The sequence below is a fragment of the Chitinilyticum piscinae genome (genome assembly GCF_015223195.1).
GTDB classification, from domain to species: Bacteria; Pseudomonadota; Gammaproteobacteria; order Burkholderiales; family Chitinibacteraceae; genus Chitinilyticum; species Chitinilyticum piscinae.
This window is the reverse complement of record NZ_JADFUA010000003.1, coordinates 142546-166105: the sequence shown is the minus strand read 5'-3', so window position 1 is coordinate 166105 and position 23560 is coordinate 142546. Positions and strand designations below refer to the sequence as shown.

15 protein-coding genes are annotated in these 23560 nt (G+C 62.4%); 5 read left to right on the top strand and 10 right to left on the bottom strand.

Translation table 11 applies throughout. The features are described 5' to 3' along the window. Positions 1-25: 25 nt before the first annotated feature. The 3 genes from phoU to INR99_RS06715 form a co-directional block, all read right to left on the bottom strand. Positions 26-736, bottom strand: coding sequence for a phosphate signaling complex protein PhoU (gene phoU, locus INR99_RS06725; RefSeq protein WP_194115556.1), 711 nt, complete (start codon positions 734-736; stop codon positions 26-28). A gap of 134 nt (positions 737-870) precedes the next feature. Continuing rightward, positions 871-1527 carry a ribose-5-phosphate isomerase RpiA gene (gene rpiA / locus INR99_RS06720; RefSeq protein WP_194115555.1) on the bottom strand — a complete coding sequence of 219 codons (657 nt, stop codon included), beginning with the start codon at positions 1525-1527 and terminating at the stop codon, positions 871-873. A 239-nt stretch (positions 1528-1766) separates the two neighbouring features. Continuing rightward, positions 1767-2468 carry a MarC family protein gene (locus tag INR99_RS06715; protein ID WP_228098128.1) on the bottom strand — a complete coding sequence of 234 codons (702 nt, stop codon included), beginning with the start codon at positions 2466-2468 and terminating at the stop codon, positions 1767-1769. A 23-nt stretch (positions 2469-2491) separates the two neighbouring features. Between INR99_RS06715 and INR99_RS06710 the strand changes: the two genes are divergently transcribed. Beyond that, a complete protein-coding gene (locus INR99_RS06710; protein ID WP_194115553.1) occupies positions 2492-3553 on the top strand; it encodes a tetratricopeptide repeat protein in 1062 nt (353 codons plus the stop codon). A gap of 10 nt (positions 3554-3563) precedes the next feature. Here the strand turns inward: INR99_RS06710 and INR99_RS06705 are convergent, their stop codons facing one another. From INR99_RS06705 to gltB, 4 genes are all read right to left on the bottom strand, one after another. Continuing rightward, the gene (locus INR99_RS06705) at positions 3564-4643 is read right to left on the bottom strand and encodes a tetratricopeptide repeat protein (RefSeq protein ID WP_194115552.1); all 1080 of its coding nucleotides are present in this window, start codon (positions 4641-4643) and stop codon (positions 3564-3566) included. Next, entirely contained in the window at positions 4640-6103 is a 1464-nt protein-coding gene (locus INR99_RS06700) for a diguanylate cyclase domain-containing protein (RefSeq protein ID WP_194115551.1), read from the bottom strand. Before INR99_RS06700 ends, INR99_RS06705 begins: the two co-directional genes overlap by 4 nt. A 192-nt stretch (positions 6104-6295) precedes the next feature. Next, positions 6296-7708, bottom strand: coding sequence for a glutamate synthase small subunit GltD family protein (locus tag INR99_RS06695; protein WP_194115550.1), 1413 nt, complete (start codon positions 7706-7708; stop codon positions 6296-6298). A 62-nt stretch (positions 7709-7770) separates the two neighbouring features. Then, on the bottom strand, positions 7771-12204 hold the full coding sequence (gene gltB, locus INR99_RS06690) for a glutamate synthase large subunit (protein WP_194115549.1): 4434 nt from the start codon (positions 12202-12204) through the stop codon (positions 7771-7773). Positions 12205-12561: 357 nt separating this feature from the next. Here gltB and INR99_RS06685 point away from each other — a divergent pair, with 357 nt between their 5' ends. The 4 genes from INR99_RS06685 to INR99_RS06670 all read left to right on the top strand — a co-directional run bounded on the left by INR99_RS06685 (position 12562) and on the right by INR99_RS06670 (position 16442). Then, the gene (locus tag INR99_RS06685) at positions 12562-13209 is read left to right on the top strand and encodes a transglutaminase-like cysteine peptidase (RefSeq protein WP_308431457.1); all 648 of its coding nucleotides are present in this window, start codon (positions 12562-12564) and stop codon (positions 13207-13209) included. A 13-nt stretch (positions 13210-13222) separates the two neighbouring features. Next, on the top strand, positions 13223-15133 hold the full coding sequence (locus tag INR99_RS06680; RefSeq protein WP_194115548.1) for a bifunctional diguanylate cyclase/phosphodiesterase: 1911 nt from the start codon (positions 13223-13225) through the stop codon (positions 15131-15133). Positions 15134-15304: 171 nt separating this feature from the next. Next, entirely contained in the window at positions 15305-15601 is a 297-nt protein-coding gene (locus INR99_RS06675; protein ID WP_194115547.1) for a PQ-loop domain-containing transporter, read from the top strand. A 73-nt stretch (positions 15602-15674) separates the two neighbouring features. Continuing rightward, on the top strand, positions 15675-16442 hold the full coding sequence (locus INR99_RS06670) for a formate/nitrite transporter family protein (RefSeq protein ID WP_194115546.1): 768 nt from the start codon (positions 15675-15677) through the stop codon (positions 16440-16442). 7 nt (positions 16443-16449) lie between these two features. Here the strand turns inward: INR99_RS06670 and INR99_RS06665 are convergent, their stop codons facing one another. The 3 genes from INR99_RS06665 to INR99_RS06655 form a co-directional block, all read right to left on the bottom strand. Further along, on the bottom strand, positions 16450-17223 hold the full coding sequence (locus INR99_RS06665; protein ID WP_194115545.1) for a hypothetical protein: 774 nt from the start codon (positions 17221-17223) through the stop codon (positions 16450-16452). A 200-nt stretch (positions 17224-17423) separates the two neighbouring features. Then, entirely contained in the window at positions 17424-18887 is a 1464-nt protein-coding gene (locus tag INR99_RS06660; RefSeq protein WP_194115544.1) for a glutamate synthase subunit beta, read from the bottom strand. Next, on the bottom strand, positions 18888-23531 hold the full coding sequence (locus tag INR99_RS06655; protein ID WP_194115543.1) for a glutamate synthase-related protein: 4644 nt from the start codon (positions 23529-23531) through the stop codon (positions 18888-18890). Positions 23532-23560: the final 29 nt, after the last annotated feature.

The following is a 23560-nucleotide window of genomic DNA, read 5'->3' as shown; positions in this document are numbered from 1 at the left end:
GGCAAGCCCGGTGCGGCTGGCAGGATCAGGGGCGCTCGGCCTTGGCGACGGCGTCGACTTCGTCCTGGCTCTTGTGGCGCACGTCCTGGCCCTTGACCATGTAGATCACTTGCTCCGAGATGCTCACGGCGTAATCGCCGATGCGCTCGATCGCCTTGGCCACCCACAGGATGTCCAGCATCATGGTAATGGTGCGGGGGTCTTCCATCATGAAGGTGATCAGCTGGCGCTGCAGGGCGCGGTATTCGGTATCCAGCTGGCTGTCCATGCGCTTGACCTCGCTGGCGGTGACGGCATCCATGCGGGCGAAGGCGTCCAGCGACTGGGCGAGCATGTCCAGGGCCTGATTGGCGATGTGCTTGATGTCGTTCAGGCGCGGCACCTGCATCTTGCCACCTTCGAACAGGGTCTTGGCGCGCTTGCAGATGCTGGCCGCCTTGTCGCCGATGCGCTCGAGGTCTTCGACCGACTTGATCACGGCCATCACCAGACGCAGGTCGCTGGCTGCCGGCTGGCGGCGAGCAATCATGTGCACGCACATGTCGTCGAGCTTGGTGTGCATGGCATTCACCAGCTCTTCCTGTTCGATCACATGATTAATGATCGCCGTGTCGGCGCTGGCCAGTGCTTCCATGGCCTGACGCACCTGCTGTTCGACCAGACCGGCCATGCCCAGCACTTGCGAGCGGATGGCTTCCAGCTCGGCGTCAAATTGTTTGGAAATGTGTTCGGTCATTACGGTACTCCGGCAGGGTAAGGGCGCAATCCTAGCAGCGATTTGTTGCAGTCATGTTGCAAGTGCCGGCCTCGGCTGGCAAAACGGCAACGGGAGCCGCAGCTCCCGTTGCCGATTGTAGCGTTGCAGCCGCGTTACTTGAAGGTCTTCACGCCGTCGGCCGTTCCCAGCAGCAGCACGTCGGCGCGGCGGTGGGCGAAAATACCGTTGGTGACGACGCCGACAATCTCATTGATCGCGGTTTCCAGCTTGTTCGCTTCGGTGATCTGCAAGCCGTGCACGTCGAGGATGACGTTGCCGTTGTCGGTGACCACGCCTTCACGGTAGACCGGATGGCCACCCAGCTTGACCAGTTCGCGGGCGACGTAGGAGCGGGCCATCGGGATGACTTCCACCGGCAGCGGGAACTTGCCCAGCACGTCGACCAGCTTGGATTCGTCGCAGATGCAGACGAACTGGTCGGCCACGGCGGCGACAATTTTTTCGCGCGTCAGCGCTGCGCCGCCGCCCTTGATCATCTGCAGTTGACGGTTGATTTCATCCGCGCCATCAACATAAACCGGGATGCGGTCGACCGCGTTGAGGTCATACACCGGAATCCCGTGCTTTTTCAGTCGCTCGATGCTGGCGACCGATGAGGACACGGCGCCCTGGATGCGGCCCTTGATCTCGCCCAGTGCGTCGATGAAATAGTTGGCGGTCGAGCCGGTACCAACGCCCACGATGCAGTCATCGGGTACATACTGGATGGCGGCGCGGCCGACGGCTTCTTTCAGTTCGTTCTGGTTCATGCTGATCCTCATGCGCTGGCGGGGGCTGCGGTGCGCGGCCTGTCCCGGATTCCCTGTTAGACCTGCGTGCCGCAGGCTGCAAGGCAGCGGCGCTGCCTTATCCCGGAACGCATTGTAGCGCGCAGGCTGACGACTGGCTTGCCGCGCGTCAAACAGGCGATGCTTTGCCAGGGGTTGCCTGGGTATGTTGCTGTGGGCTGCTTCGCGGTTTGTCTAGTGATATATAGGTGTTTGGGTATTTAGTGCGGCAGAGCGATCAGCCAGGCCCGGATGCCATCGAGCAGCATCTGCACGGCGATGGCGGTCAGGATCAGCCCCATGAGGCGCTCGAAGGCCGTCGTGACGTGCTCGCCCAGTACGCGGCTGATGGTTTCGCAAAACGCCAGCGTCAGCCCGCAGACCAGCATGGTGAGCGCGAGGGCGCCAATCCACAGCCCCAGCTTGTCCGGTGCGCGGGCGACCAGCAGCAGCACCGTTGCAAGTGCCGAAGGCCCTGCCAGCAGGGGGATGGCTAGCGGCACGATGTAGGGTTCGCCAGTGGTGGTGTGGCCAAACACGCCGTCAGGGCGCGGAAATACCATGCGCAAGGCGATCAGGAACAGGATTACCCCGCCGGCGATACCCAGCGAGGTCTGTGACAGATGCATGAGTGCGAGGAACTGGCTACCGAACAGCATGAAGGCCAGCAGCACCACAAACGCGACGCTGACCTCGCGGACGATGAGTGCCAGACGGCGCTGGCGCGGCACCTGCTTCATCAGAGAGACGAACAGCGGTATGCCGCCGAATGGGTCGGTGACCATCAGCAGCAGGACGAAGGCCGAGAGAAAACTGGTGGAATCCATGTCTGCAGTGTACTGGGCGTTGCCTGCGTTGCCATCGGGGTTTTCCGCAGCCGGATCGGCCGGCAAAACCGGCGCACATGTGTCATGCTGAACCATAGTGCCTACACCAGCAGCACACCATGAGCCAGCCCGCTACTTCTGACGCGCACGCGGCCCGTCTGCATGCGATTGATGCCATCCTGTTTACCCGTCCCGCTGCCGCCCGCGATGCCTGTGTGGCTCTGCTGACGCATGTGCGCGGCCACGATCACGCCGCCTTTGTCCAGACTGCACTGAAATTGTCCTATATCGAGGATCAGCTTGGTGAAACCGGCCAGGCCCTCACGCTGCTCGAGGAGGCGCTGGCCCTGCTGGCACCGCATGGCCTTGCGGCGTGGGAGGCAGAGGTGCTGGAGCAGATCGGCCGTTGCAATTACACCCGCGGGCACTATCCGCAGGCTCTGGCTGCCTGGGAAAAATCGGTGCGTCTGGCTGCCGACGCGCCGGACTTGCAGGGCTGCAAGGCGCGTGCGCTGCTGGGGCTGGGGCAGATCTGCGATGCATTTGGCCAGCCAGCCCGTGCGGTCGAGCTGCATCAGCTGGCCGACCGGGTGGCGCAGCTGCTGGATGATCCCTTCGTCCTGGCCGCCATCCGTATCAATCTGGGCACTAATCTGATCCGGCTGGCGCGCTTTGCCGAGGCCGGCACCTGTCTGGATAGCGCGCTTGCGCTCTGTCGCCAGCATGGCTTTCCCCATCATGAGGCGGAAACGCTCTGGCGACAGGCCGAACTGCTGCTGCATGCCGGCGAGCCGCCGGAAGCGGCGCAGCTGTTGCTGGAGCGGGCACTGGATATCCTGCTGGATACGCCTTACCACTGGGGCGAGGTCAATGTGCTGGGTACACTGGCCGAGGTTCAGTTCCGGCAGAACCTCTTGCCGCAGGCCCTGGATACCATCCAGCGGGCACTGCTGATCGCCCGCAGCGATGGTTTGCGCCAGCTCGAAGCGCGGCTGACCGCGCAGGCGGCAACCTATGCACTGCTGTCCGGGCGCCCCGAGCAGGCCGAGCTATTCCGCCAGCGCTCGAGTCTGTTGCAGGGGCGGATCGAGCAGGAGGCCCGCCAGCATCGGGTCCTGATGCTGGCTGATGAGCTCGGGCGGGAGTTTCTGGCGCGCGAAGCGCGGCTGGCTGGCTGCTGAAATTACCCCGCTAGCCGGCGAGCAAGAGCTGCCGGTGCAGCAGGGCCGTGCGGCTGCCGGCTTCGAGTTCATCCAGCTTCTGGCGCAGCGGGGCGGCGAGCGGCCGTAGTCTTATCGCGTGTTCCGGCTGTCCTTGTTCCAGTGCTTCGCTCAGCCTCAGGTATTGCAATGCACTGCGGTGATCCGCGGCCTCCAGTGCCATGGTGGCAAGCTGCTCGGCGCACTGGATGATGAGGCTGCCCAGTTTTCCCTGCTGTGCCATGTCCAGCGCGGCGGCGAAGCAGTCGTGCGCGGCACCGAGCTCCTCCAGCGCCAGATGTGCCTTGCCCAGGGCAAACAGCGCGTGCCCGCGTCCCCAGAGATTGTCGTTGTTGTCATGCAGGGTGAAGGCCACGTCCAGCGTTGCCACGGCCGTACGGTATTCGCCCTGCTCGTAGTGGATGAGGCCGCGATAGTTGACCACTTCGGCTGACCAGACGCGGTTCTGCACCGGGCCGGCCAGCAGGCGTTCGGCTTCGGCCAGCGCGTCCTGCGCCCGGGTGAAATCGCGGCAGCGGTATGCATCGCCAGCCACATTGAGCAGTGCCTCGCAACAGAGGTGTTCTTCCCCCAGTGGTCGTGCCAGGCTGAGTGCCAGCTCGTGATAGCGCAGCGAGCGCGGGTGATCTCCCTGCGCGACATACAGCTGCCCGACACCCAGACAGATGCGCGCGCAATTGCGCATGTCGTGGCTGCCACGAGCCAGCTCCAGGGTGCGTGACCAGATCGCCAGCGCCCGAGCCGGATCACCGAACGCATAATGCGAGCGCCCTAGCTCGACCAGCGCCTCGATGCGGGCGTGCCCATCACCGAGCTGGTGGTAGAGCTCGGCCGCACGCCGGAATGCCTGATGTGCCTGGCGAGCTTTGCCGACATGCTGCCAGGCATGCCCGAGCGTGACCAGGGCCAGGGCCTCCAGGGGCTGATAATCCAGCTGGCGGGCTCTGACCAGTAATGCCTCGATGATCCGCGGACTTTTGGGTGAGCCATGAGCGGCTTCGCGTGCCAGCGGGGAAAGCTCGGCCTGCAGCAGTGCTACCGGGTCCATCATGGTGTTTCGTCTCCGTCGGCCACGCAGTTGCCCCCCTGGCGGCGTGCCAGGAAAATGGCCAGATCGGCACGCAGCAACAGAATATCCATGGTGTCATCGGCATGGGCTGCCGCGTGGCCGATGCTGACGGTCAGGGCCAGCCCCGGCGCAATGCCGCCCCAGTCGCTGCCAGCAATGCGCTGGCGGATCTGGCCGGCCAGCCGGAGCGCCGTGGCCGGCGGAATGCCCTGCAGCAGCAGAATGAAAGTCTGCTGGTCATGGCGGGCCAGTATAGCAGTGTCGCTATAGCTGTCTGCTAGGAAGTTCGCCACGGTAGCCAGAATCCGTTCCGCGGTTTCGTCGCCGAAGCGCTCCCGGTGCTCCTTCAGCTGGTCGCAATCGATCAGCAGCAGGCTCAGTGGCAGCCCTTCGCTCACCGCGGCCAGCAATTCCGGCAGGCGTTCGTTGAGGTAGCTGCGATTCGGCAGGCCGGTCAGCGGATCACGATAGGCTCCGGTTTCCAGCAGCTGCAGCTTCTGCCGCTCGGCTTCCGCTTCACGGCGCAGCTGTGCGACTTCCAGCTCGGAGGTCAGTAGCTGCAGCTTGAGTTCCAGCGCCGCCAGTCGCGTCTGTTCGCGGGTGCGGCGGCGCGGCTTCTGGCGCTGGGCACGGGTCTGCAGCAGCAGTGCCACGGCATCGGCGGTGCGGCCGTTCTGTGCCAGTGCGCTGACTAGCGCATCTTTCAGTGCGTGCCGGTCCGGATCCGGTGTCACGCTGCCGCTGCGGTCGGCTTCTTCCAGCAGGGTCAGCGCCGCCATGTGATCGCCGGTCGCCAGCGCAATTCTCCCCAGCCGGAGCAGCACGGCCTGTCTGGCCTGATTGACCAGCACCGGCAGTAGTTGTTCAAGGACGTCGCGGGCAGCATCAAATTGTCCAGTTTGCCAGTACAGCTCGGCCAGCTCCTGATGCCAGCCGGGGTCGACGCTGCTCGTGTCCTGTGCCTGTAGGCGGATGGCATGCTGCTGGGCAATCTGGCCGGTGACTGTGTCTCCCTGCTGGTAGGCTGCACGAGCCAGTGTCAGCAGGCAGCGGGCCTGCAGGGGGCGGCTGGCTGCCTGCCGGGCCAGGTCCAGCGCATGGCTGGCCAGCCGCAGCGCCGTACCGGCCTGGCCGGCCAGCAAGTGCCAGCTGGCGATAAGTTGCCAGGATTGGGACATCAGCCGGAAGTGGCAGGCAAGCTGGGCCTGCTGTTGGGCATCCAGCCAGCAATGCAGGGCGCGAGTACGCTGCCCCTCGCGCAGTAGTAGCTCGCCGCGCAACAGTGCCAGCTGCGCCAGCTGTACCGGATCACGGGCGACTCTGGTGGCTTTGGTCAGGAGTGGCTTGACCGTGTCCCCCCGTTCGAAAGCGTGCCGGGCTTCGCCAAGCAGGGCCGCAAAGCCGCTTTCCGCGTGCGGGGTAGAGGGGTGCTGCGCATTCATCATGGGGTGCTGTTCGGGCGGCAAGGATGCATCATGCGCCGGATGGCGTTGCGCTGCAAGATATGGGGTCTTGCTTGGCATTCTTTTGATATACATGACTATGTATATCCTGATGCGCTATTTATTTAAAGGTTTCTTGCCATATACATGCAAAAAGCCCCGCCAGGGCGGGGCTTTTTGCAGTGGAATGGCTTACCACACGCCGAGGAATTCCAGGATACCTTCAGCGGCCTGGCGGCCTTCGTAGACGGCGCGTACCACGAGATCGGCGCCGCGTACCTGATCGCCACCCGCAAAGATCTTCGGGTTGCTGGTCTGGTGCTTGAACTGCTGCGCGAACGGTGCCACGGTGCGGTTCCAGTCGTCGGTGGCCACGTTGGCCGCATCGAACCAGGACAGTCGCTCGGCCTGGAAGCCGAACGCCACGATCACGTGATCACAGTCGATGCCGCGCTCGGAGCCCGGCACCACTTCCGGACGACGACGGCCCTTCTCGTCCGGCGCGCCCAGCGCCGTGGTGACGAGCTTCAGCTTCAGCGAGCCATCGGCGTTCTGCTCAATGCCGACCGGCTGGCTGTTCCACTGGAATTCGACGCCTTCTTCCTTGGCGTTGGCCACTTCGCGCTTGGAGCCCGGCATGTTTTCTTCGTCACGGCGGTAGGCACAGATGACCGAAGCGGCGCCCTGACGGATCGAGGTACGGTTGCAGTCCATCGCGGTATCGCCACCGCCCAGTACCACCACACGCTTGTCTTGCATCGAGACAAAGGCTTCGTCGCCCAGCGTGCCCATCGAGTTGCGCACGTTGTTGATCAGGAAGGGCAGGGCTTCCAGCACGCCCGGCAGGCTTTCGCCATCAAAACCGCCCTTCATGTATTTGTACGCGCCCATGCCCATGAATACGGCATCGTAGTCGCGCAGCAGCTCGTCAATCGAGATGTCGGTGCCGATGTCGGTATTCAGGCGGAATTCCACGCCCATTTCTTCCATCATCTGGCGACGGCGCTGGACGACTTCCTTCTCCAGCTTGAATTCCGGGATGCCGAAGGTCAGCAGGCCACCGATTTCTTCGTAGCGATCAAACACTACCGGCTTCACGCCGTTGCGCACCAGAATGTCGGCACAGCCAAGACCCGCCGGGCCGGCACCAATGACGGCTACCTTCTTGTCCGTCCATTCACGGCCCGAGAGATCCGGGCGCCAGCCGGCCTTCCAGGCTTCATCGGTGATGTACTTTTCCACCGAGCCGATGGTCACGGCACCGAAGCCACCCTGGTTCAGCGTGCACGAACCTTCGCACAGACGGTCCTGCGGGCAGACGCGGCCGCAGATTTCCGGCAGCGAGTTGGTCTTGTGCGAGAGCTCGGCCGCTTCGAACAGCTTGCCTTCATTCACCAGCTGCAGCCATTGCGGGATGTAGTTGTGTACCGGGCATTCCCACGAACAGTAGGGGTTGCCACAGGCCAGGCAGCGGCCGGCCTGTTCCTTCGCCTCGTCAGTCGGCAGCGATTCGTAGATTTCCTTGAATACGAACTTGCGCTTTTCCACCGGCACCTTCTCGCCGGGGTTGCGGGCCAGATTCAGAAACTGGAATACGTCAGACATGTCGTCTTTCCTTTTCGCCTTGGCACGCGGCACAGGCTGGCTGTGCCGCGTGGCGGGGTGTTTTAGTCTTTCAGCAGATCGTCGAGCTTGGCCGCCTTGGGCTTGACCAGCCAGAAGTAGTCGACCGCTTCGTCGAAGTCGGCCAGCAGTTCGGCCGCACGGCTTGAACCGGTGTACTTCAGGTGGGCTTCCAGCTTTTCGCGCAGGTAGGCGCGCACGGCACCATAGGCTTCGCCATTGATCAGGTTGGTATCGATCAGCTCGTTGTTGTAGCGGTAGGCGAACTTCTCCTTGCGGTCGTATACCAGGGCGAAGCCACCGGTCATGCCGGCACCGAAGTTGTAGCCGGTTTCGCCCAATACGATCACCGCACCGCCGGTCATGTATTCGCAGCCGTGGTCACCCACGCCTTCGACCACGGCGGTCGCACCCGAGTTGCGCACGGCAAAGCGCTCGCCGGCCATGCCGGCTGCGTACAGCTCGCCGCCGGTTGCGCCATACAGGCAGGTATTGCCGGCAATCACCGCGTCACTGCTCTTGAAGCCGCTATCCCGCGGGGGGTATACGATGATCTTGCCGCCCGACATGCCCTTGCCGACGTAATCGTTGGCATCGCCTTCTACCTTGAGTGTCAGACCCTTGGCGTTCCACACGCCGAAGGACTGGCCGGCCGAGCCGGTGAACTTCACGGTCAGGCAGTCGTCCGGCAGGCCGTCGGCACCGTGTGCCTTGGCGATTTCGCCGGACAGGCGCGCGCCGATCGATCGGTGGATGTTGCGGATCGGGTAGGACAGCGTCTGCGGGGTTTTGCTCCGGATACCGGCAATGGCGTCCGCGACGATGGCTTCGGCCAGCTCGCCCTTGTCAAAGGACGGGTTGGACGCTTCCACGCAGAAGCGCGGTTGCGATTCCGGAATGTCGCCCTGGCTCAGCAGTACTTCCAGTTCCAGCTTTTCCTGCTTGCTGGTCTGGCCATCGATGATTTCCAGCAGGTCGGTGCGGCCGATCAGCTCCTCGAAGGAGCGTACGCCCAGCTTGGCCATCCACTCGCGGGTTTCGCGGGCGATGAAGGTAAAGTAGTTCACCACCATCTCCGGCAGACCGATGAAGTACTTGCTGCGCAGCTTGATTTCCTGCGTGGCAACCCCGGTCGCACAGTTGTTCAGGTGGCAGATGCGCAGGAACTTGCAGCCCAGCGCGATCATCGGACCGGTGCCGAAGCCGAAGCTTTCCGCCCCCATGATGGCGGCCTTGATGACGTCCAGACCAGTCTTCAGGCCGCCGTCGGCCTGCACGCGCACGCGGCCGCGCAGTCCGTTGGCGCGCAGTACCTGTTGCGCTTCGGTCAGGCCCAGCTCGAACGGCGAGCCGGCGTACTTCACGGAAGCCAAGGGCGATGCGCCAGTGCCACCGTCATAGCCGGAAATGGTGATCAGGTCGGCATAGGCCTTGGCCACGCCGGCAGCAATCGTGCCCACGCCCGGCTCGGCAACCAGCTTGACCGATACCAGCGCCTGCGGGTTGACCTGCTTCAGGTCGAAAATCAGCTGGGCCAGATCTTCGATCGAGTAGATGTCGTGGTGTGGCGGCGGGGAAATCAGCGAGATGCCCGGCTTGGAGCAGCGCAGCTTGGCGATCAGCGGGGAGACCTTGTCGCCCGGCAACTGGCCACCTTCACCGGGCTTGGCGCCCTGGGCCACCTTGATCTGCAGCACTTCGGCGTTGACCAGGTAATGTGGGGTGACACCGAAGCGGCCCGAGGCGATCTGCTTGATCTTGGACATCTTGATGGTGCCGTAGCGGGCAGCGTCTTCGCCGCCTTCGCCGGAGTTGGAGCGCGCGCCCAGGCGGTTCATGCCTTCGGCCAGTGCTTCGTGTGCTTCGGGGCTCAGGGCACCCAGCGACATGCCGGCGGAATCGAAGCGCTTGACGATGCTGTCGAGCGATTCGACTTCATCGACGGAAATCGACTTGGCCGGATCGATCTTCAGCTGCATCAGGTCACGCAGCATGGCGACCGGACGGGTGTTCACCAGCTCGGCGTACTTCTGGTATTCCTTGTAGTCGCCGCCCTGAACTGCCTTCTGCAGCTGCATCACGACGTCCGGGTTGTAGGCGTGGTATTCCTCGCCGAATACGTACTTCAGCAGGCCACCCTGCGCAATCGGGCGCATCGGGTTGAAGGCCAGCTTGTTGAGCTTGGCCTGGTCTTCCTGGAAGTCGGCAAAGTTCGCGCCACCGATGCGGGATACGGTGCCGCACAGTGCCAGATCGATGACCTCTTCACCCAGACCCACGCCTTCGAACAGCTGGGCGCCTCGGTAGGAAGCGATGGTCGAAATGCCCATCTTCGACAGGATCTTCATCAGACCCTTGTTGATGCCCTTGCGGAAATTGTTGGCAGCTTTTTCCAGCGGCAGGTTCACCTGGCCCAGCTCGATCAGCTCGGCAATGGTGTGGTAGGCCAGATACGGCAATACCGCGGTCGCGCCATAGCCCAGCAGACAGGCAAAATGGTGCGGGTCACGCGCGGTTGCAGTTTCGACAATGATGTTGGTGCGGCAGCGCAGGCCCGCGTTCACCAGGGCGTGGTGAGTGGCACCTACGGCAAACAGCGCCGGGATGGGCAGGCGCCCCTTGGCGATGTTGCGGTCGGACAGCACAACGATCACGACCTGATCGTTCTCGACGGCAGCCAGTACGTCGGCGGTCAGCTTTTCGATGGCCGCTTTGAGCGTGGTGCTGGCGGCGTCAAAACCGATGTCGAAGGTTCTGGACTTGAAGTCCGGATCAGCTTGCGAGGTCAGGGTCGCGAACTTGTCGGTGGAGAGCACCGGCGAAGTTACTTCGATGCGCTTGGCGTGTAGCGGCGCGTCTTCGAACAGGTTGCGTTCCGGGCCGAAACAGGTGTTCAGCGACATCACGATCGCTTCGCGGATCGGGTCGATCGGCGGGTTGGTGACCTGGGCGAACTGCTGGCGCAGGTAGTCAAACGGCGAACGGACCTTTTGCGAGAGCACGGCCATCGGGGTGTCGTCCCCCATGGAGCCGATGGCTTCCTGGCCGGCTTCGGCCAGCACGCGCAGGATCTGGTCGCGTTCTTCGAAGGTCAGCTGGAACTGCTTCTGGTAGGTCAGCAGCTCGTTCTTGCTCCACGCTTCCAGTGGCGCCTTGTCCTCGGCATTTTCGAGGTGACGGGCTTCTGCTTTCAGCCATTCGCGGTAAGGCTGGGCATTCTTCAGCTGCTTGTCGATGGTTTCGGTGTCGAGGAACTCGCCGGTCTTCAGGTTCACAGCGACAATCTGGCCCGGCTTGACGCGGCCCTTCTGCACCACGTCTTCCGGCTGGTAACCCCATACGCCGATTTCGGAGGCGATGGTGATGTGGCGATCCTTGGTGATGACGTAACGTGCCGGGCGCAGGCCGTTGCGATCCAGTGCACAGCCGGCGTAGTCGCCCGCTGCCCAGACGATACCCGCGGGGCCATCCCACGGTTCCATGTGCAGCGAGTTGTATTCGTAGAAGGCGCGCAGGTCGCGATCATTGCTGTCAACGTTCTGCCAGGCCGGCGGCACCAGCATGCGGAAGGCGCGGAACACGTCGACGCCGCCCATGATCAGGCCTTCGAGCATGTTGTCCATCGACATCGAGTCCGAGCCGTCGGTCTGCACGATCGGGCGGATGGCGTCCATGTCGAGGTTGTCGGTTGCCAGGATGGCCTCTCGCGCCTTGGCCCAGTTGCGGTTGCCGTGCACGGTGTTGATTTCACCGTTGTGCGCGAGGAAACGGAACGGCTGTGCCAGCTTCCATTGCGGCCAGGTGTTGGTCGAGAAGCGCTGGTGATACACGGCCAGCGACGACTCGAAGCGCTCATCCTTCAGGTCCAGATAGAACACCGGCAGGTTGTCCGGGGTCACCAGACCCTTGTAGGACAGCACGTGCGGGTTCAGCGTCGGGATGTAGAAGGCCGCGTCGTCCTTGTTGGCCTTCTCGGCCAGGCGGCGTGCCTGATACAGGGCACGGGCAAATGCCACGTCATCCTGGCCGGCAGTGGCATTTACAAACACCTGTTTGATCTTCGGCAAGATGCGCAGCGCCGATTCACCGCAAGCTTCGGTGTTGACGGGGACATCACGGATGCCGGCGCACACCAGGCCCTGCGATTCAATCGCGGACGTCAGCCTGGCCAGCGACGCATCGTCGCTGTGGAACACCAGGCCGGCTGCATACAGGGCACCCAGGGAGTAACCGTTTTCGGCGGCTACGGCACGCAGGAAGCCATCGGGTTTGCGGAACAGCAAACCACAGCCGTCACCGGACTTGCCGTCGGCGGCGACCGCGCCACGGTGCGTCAGGCACGCCAGCGACGAAATCGCGGTGGAAACCAGCCAGTGACTCGGCTTGTCGTCCATCTGCGCGATGAGACCGAAGCCGCAACTGTCCTGCTCAAACTGGGGGCGGTACAGTGTGCCCTGCAACCAGCTCTGTCTATCCATTTCTGAGACACCCTTGCGGAAAATCAAGCGAAAGGGCTTGATTCTATCTGTTTCAGGTGCTAATTCGCAACCGGAAATCCCCTTGGCCGGGCAATCGGGAAAAACCCTAGACCCTTGTTGCAACAGGCTTTCGCACTTGTCAGGGTTGCGAAATCCCCCTGATTTTGCTGTGCAAAGCGGTGTGGTTAGCCATGCGCTGCCGGCTTCCCGCCGGCGCCGGACTGATCCGGGATTTGTCGCGCACATCCGGCTGGGATACAGTGGATTGCGGCCGGTATTGTCATCCGGCCTGACTGTTACTCGCGGAGGGGCGCCGAAGGCGTGGCGGAGCGGATTCGATCAGGATGGTGGCGGGTCGTGCTGGTGGTGCTGCTGGGCACGACACTGTTGTATCTGCCTGCGCGCGCCGGCTGGGATTTCGATAAGCTGCTGCGGCTCGCGCAGCAACGCTACGGGGCGACGGCGGCGCGGCTGCTGGCAGATACGCAGCAGATGCTGGCAGGCGCCCGCAATCAGTCCGAGCAGGACAAGCTGCGCTGGGTGAACGATTTTTTTAATCGCCGCCTGCAGTTCCAGGACGATAGCGCGCTCTGGAAAGAGGCGGATTACTGGGCCACGCCGCTGGAAATGATCGGCAAGGGCGCCGGAGACTGCGAAGACTTCACCATCATCAAGTATTTTGCGCTCAAGGAACTGGGAATCAGCGCGGAAAAGTTGCGGCTCAGCTACGTCAAGGCGCGGATTGGCGGCAGTGGCAGCAGTGTCACGCAAGCGCACATGGTGCTGACCTATTACCCGTCCCCGGATGCCGAGCCGCTGGTGCTCGACAATCTGATCAACGAAATCCGCCCGGCCAGTCGCCGCCCGGATCTGGTTCCGGTTTTCAGTTTCAGCAGCGAAGGCATTTTTGCCGGCGCGGGCACCCAGCCATCGGCATCGGTCGACCGTCTTTCCCGCTGGAAAGACGTGTTGCTGCGCATGCAGAGCGACGGCATCGTTTTCTAGGGAGATTCCAAGCATGTCACTATTCAGGCAGGTCTGGCTGATGATTCTCGGGTCGGCGCTGCTCGCGTTTATCGTGGCGTTGTCAGTCAGCACCTACAGTGCCCGCGACTACCTGCAGACGCAGCTCTACACGCAGAGCAGCGACAATGCCACCGCCCTGGCGCTGTCGCTGTCGCAGCATGCAGCGGATCCGGAAATGCTGGCGCTGACGACCAATGCGCTGTTCGACTCCGGGCATTTCGAGCAGATCGTGATCAAAGACCCGCGGGGCAAGGTCCTGCTGGATCTGCGCAATCGCGAGCTACCGCAGGCGGTGCCGCAGTGGTTCATCGCGCGCTTTCCGATTGCGGTGAGAGCCGGCGAAGCCATGATCAGCAGTGGCTGGAAACAGGCTGGCAAGGTGGAAATTCGCGCGCATTCCCGTTTTGCCTATGAATCCCTGTGGCAGGGCGCCAGACGGCTGTTTTTCTGGATGCTGCTGGGGGGAGTACTGACCGGCTTGCTGATGCACTTCGTTCTGCGGGCCGTGCGCCAGCCGATGCTGCAGATCATGCAGCAGGCAGTGGCGATCAGTGAACGGCGTTTCATTCATGTGCCGATGCCAGCCTATGTCGAACTGCGCCCCATGGCTGCGGCCATGAACAGCATGGTCGAGCGGGTGAAGGGCATGCTCGAGGAACAGTCGGCACAGATCGAGCAGCTGGAGAAGGATGCGAACCATGATCCGGTAACCGGGCTGGCAAACCGCGCCTATTTCATTGGACGCCTGAGCAGTGAACTGGGCGATGAGGACAGCCGCCCCGAAGGAATGCTGTATCTGCTGCGGCTGAAGGATCTGGCCGGAGTGAATCGCGATCTGGGGCGTCAGGCAACGGATCGGTTGCTGGCCGAGCTGGCGGTAACGCTGGCCGGGCTGGCTGATGAGCAGGACAACTGGCAGGCTGCACGACTGAATGGTGCCGATTTTGCCCTGCTGGCCGCCGGGCAGGAGGCGGATGAGCCGTTCGCACGCCACCTGCTGGCGCAAGTGCTGGCCCTGCTGCCCGAGCGCGCCGATCTGCTGTGTCTGGGGTGCTGTGACTACCAGCAGGGGGATACGGTGGGCAGTCTGCTGGCGCGGGCGGACACGGCGCTGGTGCAGGCCGAGAGTGATGTGGCCAATCCGCTGCGCATCGCGCTCGCCAGCGGGCGCCGCAGCAGCAGGCCCAGCGAGCAATGGCGCGAGTGGTTGCAGGATGCAATTGCGACTGACGGGTTTGCGGCGGCCAGTTTCGACGTGCTGGATTTTGCCGGGCACCGGGTTCATCGCGAACTGGTGCTGCGCCTGGCTGACCCGGCCAGCGGCGCACTTTATCCGGCAGGCACCTTCATCCCCTTTGCTGCCCGTTTTGGCCTGTTGCCGCAGCTGGATCTGGCCGCCGTGCGGCTTGGCGTGCGGGAGCTGCTCGCCAGTGCGGAAGACATCGCCATCAACCTCTCGCCGCAATCGCTGCACGACCTGGGCTTCCGCCGCGAGCTGCAGCGCTTGCTGCAGGGGGTGCCTGCGACGCATTGCCAGCGTCTCTGCTTCGAAGTGCCCGAACAGGCGCTCAGCGAAGACCAGGAGACGCTGGCAACCTTTGCCGCCGAGATGCAGCATCTGGGGGTGCGTGTGGGCATCGAGCATTTCGGTCGTCAGATCGGCAGTATGCCGCGGCTGTACGACCTGCAACTGGCGTATCTGAAAATCGCCGGCAGTTATATCCACGATATCAATGCGCATGCCGGCAACCAGCAACTGATCAAGGCTTTGCTCGGCATGGCCAGGCCACTGGGCTGCAAGGTATATGCCGAACTGGTGCGCAGCGAGGCCGAATGGCAGACGCTGCGGGAGCTGGCGCTTGATGGCTATACCGGGCCGTTTACCGCGGAACGCAAAGTGTAAGGCGTATGTTGCGGGCGATCTTTTTTGAAAGGCTCTTGACCCGATAGGGGTGGGGGGTATCGGGCTCTTTCGTCCGGCAGCGCGGATGTGAAAAGTACCACGCCCACCGCCTGAACCTGCACGATTGCTGCCGGTCATCCCAGACTGGAATAACGCCAGGGCGGAGCAGCAATGGGTATCAACAGGCTGGTGGTGGAAGGGGTGACCTATCTGCAGGCCACGGTGGGCGTACTGTCCTTGCTGGCCTATCTGCCGCAGTGGCGAACGCTGCTGCGCACCCGCTCGAGTGCCAATATTGCGCTGGGCTCCTGGGCGGTGTGGAGTCTTTCTTCGCTGATCGCCACCGTCTATGCCGTCGTGCAGCTGCTGTTGCATGGTACGGGCTGGGCACTGGTATTCTCGGCGTCGTCCAATCTGCTGTTTGTGCTCGTCACCGTGATGCTGATTGCCCGTTTCCGCCAGCGTTAGCCATTCTGACGTGGCGCATGGCTGCCTGCGGTGCGGCTGCTACAATTCAGGCCTGCTGATACGGAGCCTGCGCATGTTCGACCGATCCTATGTGGAAAAAGCCGCCGATAGCGGCCTCACCAAACTCACCTTGCTGCAGACCGACCCGCTGCGCTACACGCTGCGCTCGATTCTGGCGGGCATGTATCTGACCATCACCGTGCTGACCTACTGGACGCTGGTGCACAATCTGCACGAGTCACCGTTTGGCAAGGTGCTGGCATCGCTGTTCTTCGGTGTGGGGCTGACCATCATTGTGTTTACCAATGCCGAGCTGTTTACCAGCAATACCATGTACATGACGGTATCGACGGCCGAGGGCAAGACGGGCTGGCAACAGACGGCGATCCTGTGGGGCGTGTGCTTTCTGGGAAACCTCGTCGGTGCGCTGATCGTGGCCGGCTTGCTCGAGGGAGCGGGCGTGATCGCCGCGCTGCCGGCGGGTCACGCGCTGTTCGACGGCGCCGCCCACAAGGTGCATCAGAGTGCACAGGCTATCTTCTTCAAGGGCATTCTGGCCAACTGGGTCGTCTGCCTGGCGGTGCGTCTGGCGCTGCGCTGCAAGGAGGATGTGGCCAAGATCATGGTCATCATCCCGGTGGTGTTCATCTTCCTGTATCTGGGCTTCGAGCACTCGATCGCCAATATGGGCACGTTTGCCATTTCTCTGCTGGGCAATGGCACGATCACGCTGGAAGAGGCCGGATTCAACCTCTTCTTCAGCACGCTGGGCAATATCGTTGGCGGCGCGGTTTTGCTGGGGCTGCCGTTTGCCTACATCAATCCGACCGAGCGCGATTGAGCTAGCCTCAGAAGGCGTAGGCGTGCCGGGTCATCCGGTAGCTTTCTGCTGCCCTGGCCATGCGCTGCAGGGTTTCCATCTGCTTGCGGTAATGCGGTAGCGAGGCCGCCAGTGTGAAGCGCACGATGCAGTCCCGCGCACAGGAGGCTTCGCTGAAGAGCAGCAGATAGATGGCGCCCCAGAACTTCAGACTGGTCCAGTTGTATGCCGCCTCGGGGCCATCAGGGTCGTACCAGTCATCATGGCGGAACTCCAGTGCCAGCAAGCTGGCACTGAGGCGTTCGATCAGGGCTTCGTCGGCTGCCAGTTCGGCAAACACCGCCGGACGGGCCAGCAGTTCCGGCAGGCTGGCACAGCGATCCGTCTGCTGCAGCGCTTTCAGGTGGCGCAAATAGTGGCTGGCATCGCTGTTTCTGCCGAGGCGGGTGAGGCCGTCATGGCCGAACACCCACAAGGACTCGAGGCGTTGCAGCTGGCTGCGCTGTGTCAGCCAGCCCGAGTCGGTGCGTCGCAGCAGGCAGAGTTCGTCATGCGCCGCTTCGAGGCTGGCATAACTGCGGCTGCATTCCGCCCCCGGCCAGCTCAGCTTGCGCAGGCGGTGGAAATAGAAGCGCTGCAGCCGGGCTGGCTCAAGGAACAGCGGGGCAAGCCCGGCCATACTGTTGAGGAGCCCGGCATCCGGCGCCCCATGCGCGAGCGGGTAGCCTGGTTGCGCGTATTCGGCATCCAGTGCTGTGATCAGTGCTTCCAGCTCCTGATTGTCAGCCACTATTGCAGCCATGTTTTAAATTTGTAAAAAAATCATAAGGAATAAGCAAGATTCTAGTCCGAATTGCGGCGCTGTCAATCGCTGAAGCCGCGGATTGCGACAAATCTGCCGTTGCTGCGGGATGATCATGAAAAAAGCCAGCCCGAAGGCTGGCTTTGAATGGGTATCGGTCTTTGTGCCTTTGGCAGAAGAGGCTGTGGCCGGATACCTGTTTAGCGTGGCAGGGTCGAGCTGCCCATCAGGAAGGCATCGACCTCGCGTGCGGCCTGGCGCCCTTCGCGGATCGCCCACACCACCAGTGACTGGCCGCGGCGCACGTCGCCGGCAGCGAATACGCCAGGAACGTTCGTTGCGTAGCAGCCTTCCCCGTCAGTGGTGGCGCGCGCGTTGCCACGGGCATCCTTTTCCACGCCGAACGCGTCAATGACACTGCCTACCGGATTGGTGAAGCCCATCGCCAGGAATACCAGATCGGCCTGCAGTTCGAATTCGCTACCCGGAACGACAACCGGCTTGCCGGAAGACCAGTCCAGTTTCACCAGCTTCACGGCCTTGACCTGGCCATTGGCGCCGACGAATTCCTGGGTCTGCACGGCGAAATCGCGATCAACGCCTTCTTCGTGACTGGAGGACGTGCGCAGCTTCACCGGCCAGTACGGCCATACCAGCGGCTTGTCTTCCTGCTCGGGGGGCATCGGCATCAGTTCGAGTTGCGTAACGCTGGCCGCTCCATGGCGGTTGCTGGTGCCCACGCAATCCGAGCCGGTGTCGCCACCGCCGATCACCACCACATGCTTGCCGGCCGCGCTGATCGGGTTGGCGGCTCCGCCGCCCACCTGCTTGTTCTGCGCGATCAGCAGCTCCAGTGCAAAGTGGATGCCGGCCAGTTCGCGCCCCGGAACAGGCAGGTCGCGCGGGACTTCCGCGCCGCCGGCCAGCACCACCGCATCGAATTCGCCACGCAGCTGTTCCGGTGTGACTACTGTGGTGGCGTCGTTAACGATGCCCTTGGGTATGTCGCCGGAGCCGACGACGGTATTAGTCTTGAAGACAATACCCTCGGCTTTCAGCTGTTCCAGGCGGCGGTCGATCACGTCCTGGCCGAGCTTGAAGTCGGGGATGCCGTAGCGCAGCAGGCCGCCGGCCTTGTCGTTCTTCTCGAAGACCGTCACGTCGTGACCGACGCGCGCCAGCTGTTGCGCCGCAGCCAGGCCGGCGGGGCCAGAACCCACGACGGCGACGCGTTTGCCGGTTTTCACCGCAGCCGGTTGCGGCGCAATCCAGCCGTTATCCCAGGCGGTATCGACGATATGGCGCTCGATCGATTTGATGCCGACCGGATCGCTGTTGATGCCGAGTGTACAGGCCGCTTCGCACGGTGCCGGGCAGATGCGGCCGGTGAACTCGGGGAAGTTGTTGGTGCTGTGCAGCACCGAAATGGCTTCCTTTGCCTTGCCCTTGTAGATCAGGTCGTTCCAGTCCGGAATGATGTTGTTCACCGGGCAGCCGTTGTTGCAGAAGGGGATGCCGCAATCCATGCAGCGCGCCCCTTGCGTTTTCGCTTCGTCAGCGCTCAGCGCCGGGACGAATTCGCGGTAGTGCTGGATGCGCTCGGCAACCGGCGCATACCCTTCCTTGACGCGAGCAAATTCCATGAAACCGGTAGGCTTGCCCATTTATGCAATCTCCTTGGCCTGGTTGGCAGCCGCTGCGGCCATTTCCTTCAGCGCGCGGCGATATTCATTCGGGAACACTTTGACAAACTTGGCGCGGTAAGCGGCCCAGTCGGCCAGAATGGCTTTCGCGCGGGCGCTGCCAGTCAATTCGGCGTGCTTGGTGATCATGGCCTTGAGCTGATCTTCGTCCTTCTGCTTGCGATGCAGTTCTTCGCCGGCCTGTTCCGCAGCAGGCAATACCCGCTCCAGGGCCACCTGCGCCATATTGCAGCGATCCGCAAAGCTGTCATCTTCGTCCAGCACGTAGGCGATACCCCCCGACATGCCTGCCGCGAAGTTGCGGCCGGTCTGGCCCAGTACGACGACGGTACCGCCGGTCATGTATTCGCAACCGTGGTCGCCCACGCCTTCGACGACCGCCTGGCCACCGGAGTTGCGTACGCAGAAGCGTTCGCCACCCACGCCGGCAAAGTAGGATTCACCGGCAATCGCGCCGTACATCACGGTGTTGCCCACGATGATGTTCTGCGTGGTGTCGCCGCGGAAATCCGCATGCGGGCGCACGATGATGCGGCCACCGGAAATGCCCTTGCCGACGTAATCGTTGCCTTCGCCGATCAGCTCCAGTGTGACGCCCTTGGCGAGGAAGGCGCCGAAACTCTGGCCAGCCGTGCCGGTGAGCTGGATGTGGATGGTGTCGTCCGGCAGGCCGGCATGACCGTAACGCTTGGCCACTTCGCCCGAGAGCATGGTGCCGACGGTGCGGTTGACGTTGATGACCGGCAGCTTGATGTCGACCTTTTTGCCGGATTCCAGCGCCGGCTGGGCCAGTTCGACCAGCTTCTGGTCGAGTGCCTTGGCAAGGCCGTGATCCTGTTCTTCGGCGTGCAGACGCGCCACGCTGTCCGGCATGGCCGGCAAGTGGAAGATCTTGCTGAAGTCCAGACCCTTGGCCTTCCAGTGCTCGATGCCGGCGCGCTTGTCCAGCAGATCGGCACGGCCGATCAGGTCGTCAAACTTGCGGATGCCCATCTGTGCCATGATTTCGCGTACTTCTTCGGCAATGAAGAAGAAGTAGTTGACCACGTGCTCGGGCTGGCCGGTAAAGCGGCGGCGCAGCTCCGGATCCTGGGTAGCAACACCAACCGGACAGGTATTCAGGTGGCACTTGCGCATCATGATGCAGCCTTCAACGACCAGCGGCGCAGTCGCGAAACCGAACTCGTCAGCGCCCAGCAGCGCGCCGATCACCACGTCGCGACCAGTCTTCATCTGGCCGTCAACCTGCACGCGGATGCGGCCGCGCAGCTGGTTCAGTACCAGCGTCTGCTGGGTTTCAGCCAGACCGAGTTCCCACGGCGTGCCGCAATGCTTGATCGACGATTGCGGCGATGCACCGGTGCCGCCGTCATGACCGGCGATTACCAGGTGATCGGCCTTGGCCTTGGAAACACCAGCAGCAACCGTGCCGACGCCCACTTCGGATACCAGCTTCACCGAGATGCTGGCCTGCTTATTGACGTTCTTCAGGTCGTGGATCAGCTGAGCCAGATCTTCGATCGAATAAATGTCGTGGTGCGGCGGCGGGGAAATCAGGCCGACGCCCGGCACCGAGTGACGCAGGTAGCCGATGTACTCGGACACCTTGTGGCCTGGCAGCTGGCCGCCTTCGCCCGGCTTGGCGCCTTGTGCCATCTTGATCTGGATCTGGTCGGCATTGACCAGATATTCGGTGGTCACGCCAAAGCGGCCGGAGGCCACCTGCTTGATCGCCGAGCGCAGGCTGTCGCCTTCCTTGAAGGTGTAGTCGCGCACGATGCGGTTGGCGCCGATCACCTCGGACAGGGTTTGTCCGGCCACCAGCGGCTTGAAGCGGGTGGCATCCTCGCCACCTTCACCGGTGTTGGACTTGCCACCGATGCGGTTCATCGCAATCGCCAGTGTGGTGTGTGCTTCAGTCGAAATCGAACCCAGCGACATCGCGCCAGTGGCGAAGCGCTTGACGATTTCCTTGGCGGATTCGACTTCTTCCAGCGGCACAGCGTTGCCGGCCGGCAGGATTTCAAACAGGCCGCGCAGCGTGAGGTGACGCTTGGACTGGTCGTTGATCAGCGCCGCGTATTCCTTGTAAGTGGAATACTGGTTGCTGCGCGTGGAGTGCTGCAGCTTGGCAATCGCATCCGGCGTCCACAGGTGCTCTTCACCGCGAATTCTAAACGCATACTCACCACCGGCATCCAGTGCGTCAGCCAGCACCGGATCCGCCGAGAAGGCGGAGGTATGCAGGCGCAAGGCTTCTTCTGCAACCTCGAACAGACCGATACCCTCGACCTGGGTCGGAGTGCTGGTGAAGTATTTCTTGATGAAGGCCTTGTTCAGACCGATGGCTTCGAAAATCTGAGCGCCGGTGTACGACATATAGGTCGAGATGCCCATCTTGGACATGACCTTGCACAGCCCCTTGCCAACCGCCTTGATGAAGTTCTTCTGGTACTTCGCCGCCAGTTCGGCATCGCCGCCAGCCATGTCGGCCAGGGTTTCCAGCGTCAGGTAGGGGTGAACCGCTTCCGCGCCGTAACCGCCGAGCAGGGCAAAGTGGTGTACTTCACGTGCCGAACCGGTTTCCACCACCAGGCCGGTCGAGGTGCGCAGACCTTTCTTCACCAGATGCAGGTGGATGGCCGAGGTGGCCAGCAGTGCCGGAATGGCCACATGCTTGGCATCAATCTTGCGATCCGACACGATCAGGATGTTGGAACCTGACTTGACCGCATCTTCCGCTTCGGCCACCAGCGAGGCCAGACGGGCTTCCACTCCTTGTGCGCCCCACTCGGCCGGATAAGTGATGTCCAGTTCGTGTGCGTCGAATTTGCCCTCTGTATAGCGGCCGATATTGCGGATTTTCTCGATTTCGGCGACACCCAGGACCGGCTGCTCAACTTCAAGACGGATCGGCGGGTTGATGTCGGCGGTATTCAGCAGGTTCGGCTTCGGGCCGATGAAGGACACCAGCGACATGACCAGTTCTTCGCGGATCGGGTCGATCGGCGGGTTGGTTACTTGCGCGAACAGTTGCTTGAAATAGTTGTACAGCGGCTTGTTTTTCGCCGACAGCACGGTCAGTGCGGCATCGTTACCCATCGAGCCGGTCGGCTCTTCGCCATTCTTGGCAATCGGTTCGAGGATGAACTTGATGTCTTCCTGGGTGAAACCGAAGGCTTGCTGGCGATCCAGCAGCGATACCGCAGATTCATCCACGGCAGCAGCGGTGCCACCTTCGACTTCATCGAGCTTGATGCGGATCTTGTCGATCCATTCCTGGTAGGGTTTGGCCTTGGCCAGGCTGTCCTTCAGTTCCTTGTCATCAATGATGCGACCTTCTTCCATGTCGATCAGGAACATCTTGCCCGGCTGCAGACGCCATTTCTTGACGATGCGGCTTTCAGCAATTGGCAGTACGCCGGATTCGGAAGCCATCACCACCAGATCGTCGTCAGTCACCAGATAGCGCGCAGGACGCAGGCCGTTGCGGTCGAGCGTGGCGCCGATCTGGCGGCCGTCGGTGAAGGCCACGGCGGCGGGGCCATCCCACGGCTCCATCATTGCAGCGTGGTATTCGTAGAAGGCGCGGCGCTTTTCGTCCATCAGCGTGTGCTTTTCCCACGCTTCCGGAATCATCATCATCACGGCCTGGGCGAGCGAATAGCCGCCCATCACCAGCAGTTCGAGTGCGTTATCGAAGGACGCCGAGTCGGACTGGCCCGGATAGATCAGCGGCCAGACCTTGTCGAGATCCTTGCCGAGCACCGGCGAGGAAATCGCGCGCTCACGAGCACGAATCCAGTTCACATTGCCGCGCAGGGTGTTGATTTCACCGTTGTGCGCAATCATGCGGAACGGGTGCGCCAGATCCCAGGTCGGGAAGGTATTGGTCGAGAAACGCTGGTGCACCAGCGCCAGCGCCGACACGCAGCGGCTGTCCAGCAGGTCGCAATAGTATTCGCCGACTTGCGTCGCCAGCAGCATGCCCTTGTAGTTGACGGTGCGTGCCGAGAACGACGGTACGTAGAATTCGCGCCCATGCGTGAGCTTCAGTGCGCGGATGGCGTGGCTGGCGCGCTTGCGGATGATGTACAGCTTGCGTTCGAACGCATCGGTCACAATGACGCTGCTGCCGCGTGCGACGAAAATCTGGCGGATGACCGGTTCCTTGGCTTTTACCACCGGCGACATCGGCATGTCGCGGTTGACCGGCACATCACGCCAGCCCAGTACGATTTGCCCCTCGGCGCGCACGGCCCGCTCGATTTCTTCCTCGGCAGCCGCACGCGCGGCAGCTTCCTGCGGCAGGAAGATCATGCCCACGCCGTATTCGCCGACTGGTGGCAGGGCAATACCCCGGGAGGCCATGTCTTCACGATACAGTGCATCCGGGATCTGCAGCAGGATACCTGCGCCATCACCCATCAGCGGATCGGCCCCCACCGCACCGCGGTGGTCGATGTTTTTCAGAATCAGCAGACCCTGTTCGATGATCGAGTGGCTTTTCTGACCCTTCAGATGGGCCACAAAGCCGACGCCACAGGCGTCACGTTCGTTTGCGGGGTCGTACAGACCCTGCTGCTCGGGAGGCAATGCTTGCATACCCTCTACCTTTCGCTGATGTCTTCGTG

What these genes read in the sequence shown, in the direction of transcription:
- phoU (WP_194115556.1), bottom strand. Translation starts at nt 736, where the DNA reads ATGACCGAACACATTTCCAAACAATTTGACGCCGAGCTGGAAGCCATC.
- rpiA (WP_194115555.1), bottom strand. Translation starts at nt 1,527, where the DNA reads ATGAACCAGAACGAACTGAAAGAAGCCGTCGGCCGCGCCGCCATCCAG.
- INR99_RS06715 (WP_228098128.1), bottom strand. Translation starts at nt 2,468, where the DNA reads ATGGTTCAGCATGACACATGTGCGCCGGTTTTGCCGGCCGATCCGGCT.
- INR99_RS06710 (WP_194115553.1), top strand. Translation starts at nt 2,492, where the DNA reads ATGAGCCAGCCCGCTACTTCTGACGCGCACGCGGCCCGTCTGCATGCG.
- INR99_RS06705 (WP_194115552.1), bottom strand. Translation starts at nt 4,643, where the DNA reads ATGATGGACCCGGTAGCACTGCTGCAGGCCGAGCTTTCCCCGCTGGCA.
- INR99_RS06700 (WP_194115551.1), bottom strand. Translation starts at nt 6,103, where the DNA reads ATGAATGCGCAGCACCCCTCTACCCCGCACGCGGAAAGCGGCTTTGCG.
- INR99_RS06695 (WP_194115550.1), bottom strand. Translation starts at nt 7,708, where the DNA reads ATGTCTGACGTATTCCAGTTTCTGAATCTGGCCCGCAACCCCGGCGAG.
- gltB (WP_194115549.1), bottom strand. Translation starts at nt 12,204, where the DNA reads ATGGATAGACAGAGCTGGTTGCAGGGCACACTGTACCGCCCCCAGTTT.
- INR99_RS06680 (WP_194115548.1), top strand. Translation starts at nt 13,223, where the DNA reads ATGTCACTATTCAGGCAGGTCTGGCTGATGATTCTCGGGTCGGCGCTG.
- INR99_RS06675 (WP_194115547.1), top strand. Translation starts at nt 15,305, where the DNA reads ATGGGTATCAACAGGCTGGTGGTGGAAGGGGTGACCTATCTGCAGGCC.
- INR99_RS06670 (WP_194115546.1), top strand. Translation starts at nt 15,675, where the DNA reads ATGTTCGACCGATCCTATGTGGAAAAAGCCGCCGATAGCGGCCTCACC.
- INR99_RS06665 (WP_194115545.1), bottom strand. Translation starts at nt 17,223, where the DNA reads ATGGCTGCAATAGTGGCTGACAATCAGGAGCTGGAAGCACTGATCACA.
- INR99_RS06660 (WP_194115544.1), bottom strand. Translation starts at nt 18,887, where the DNA reads ATGGGCAAGCCTACCGGTTTCATGGAATTTGCTCGCGTCAAGGAAGGG.
- INR99_RS06655 (WP_194115543.1), bottom strand. Translation starts at nt 23,531, where the DNA reads ATGCAAGCATTGCCTCCCGAGCAGCAGGGTCTGTACGACCCCGCAAAC.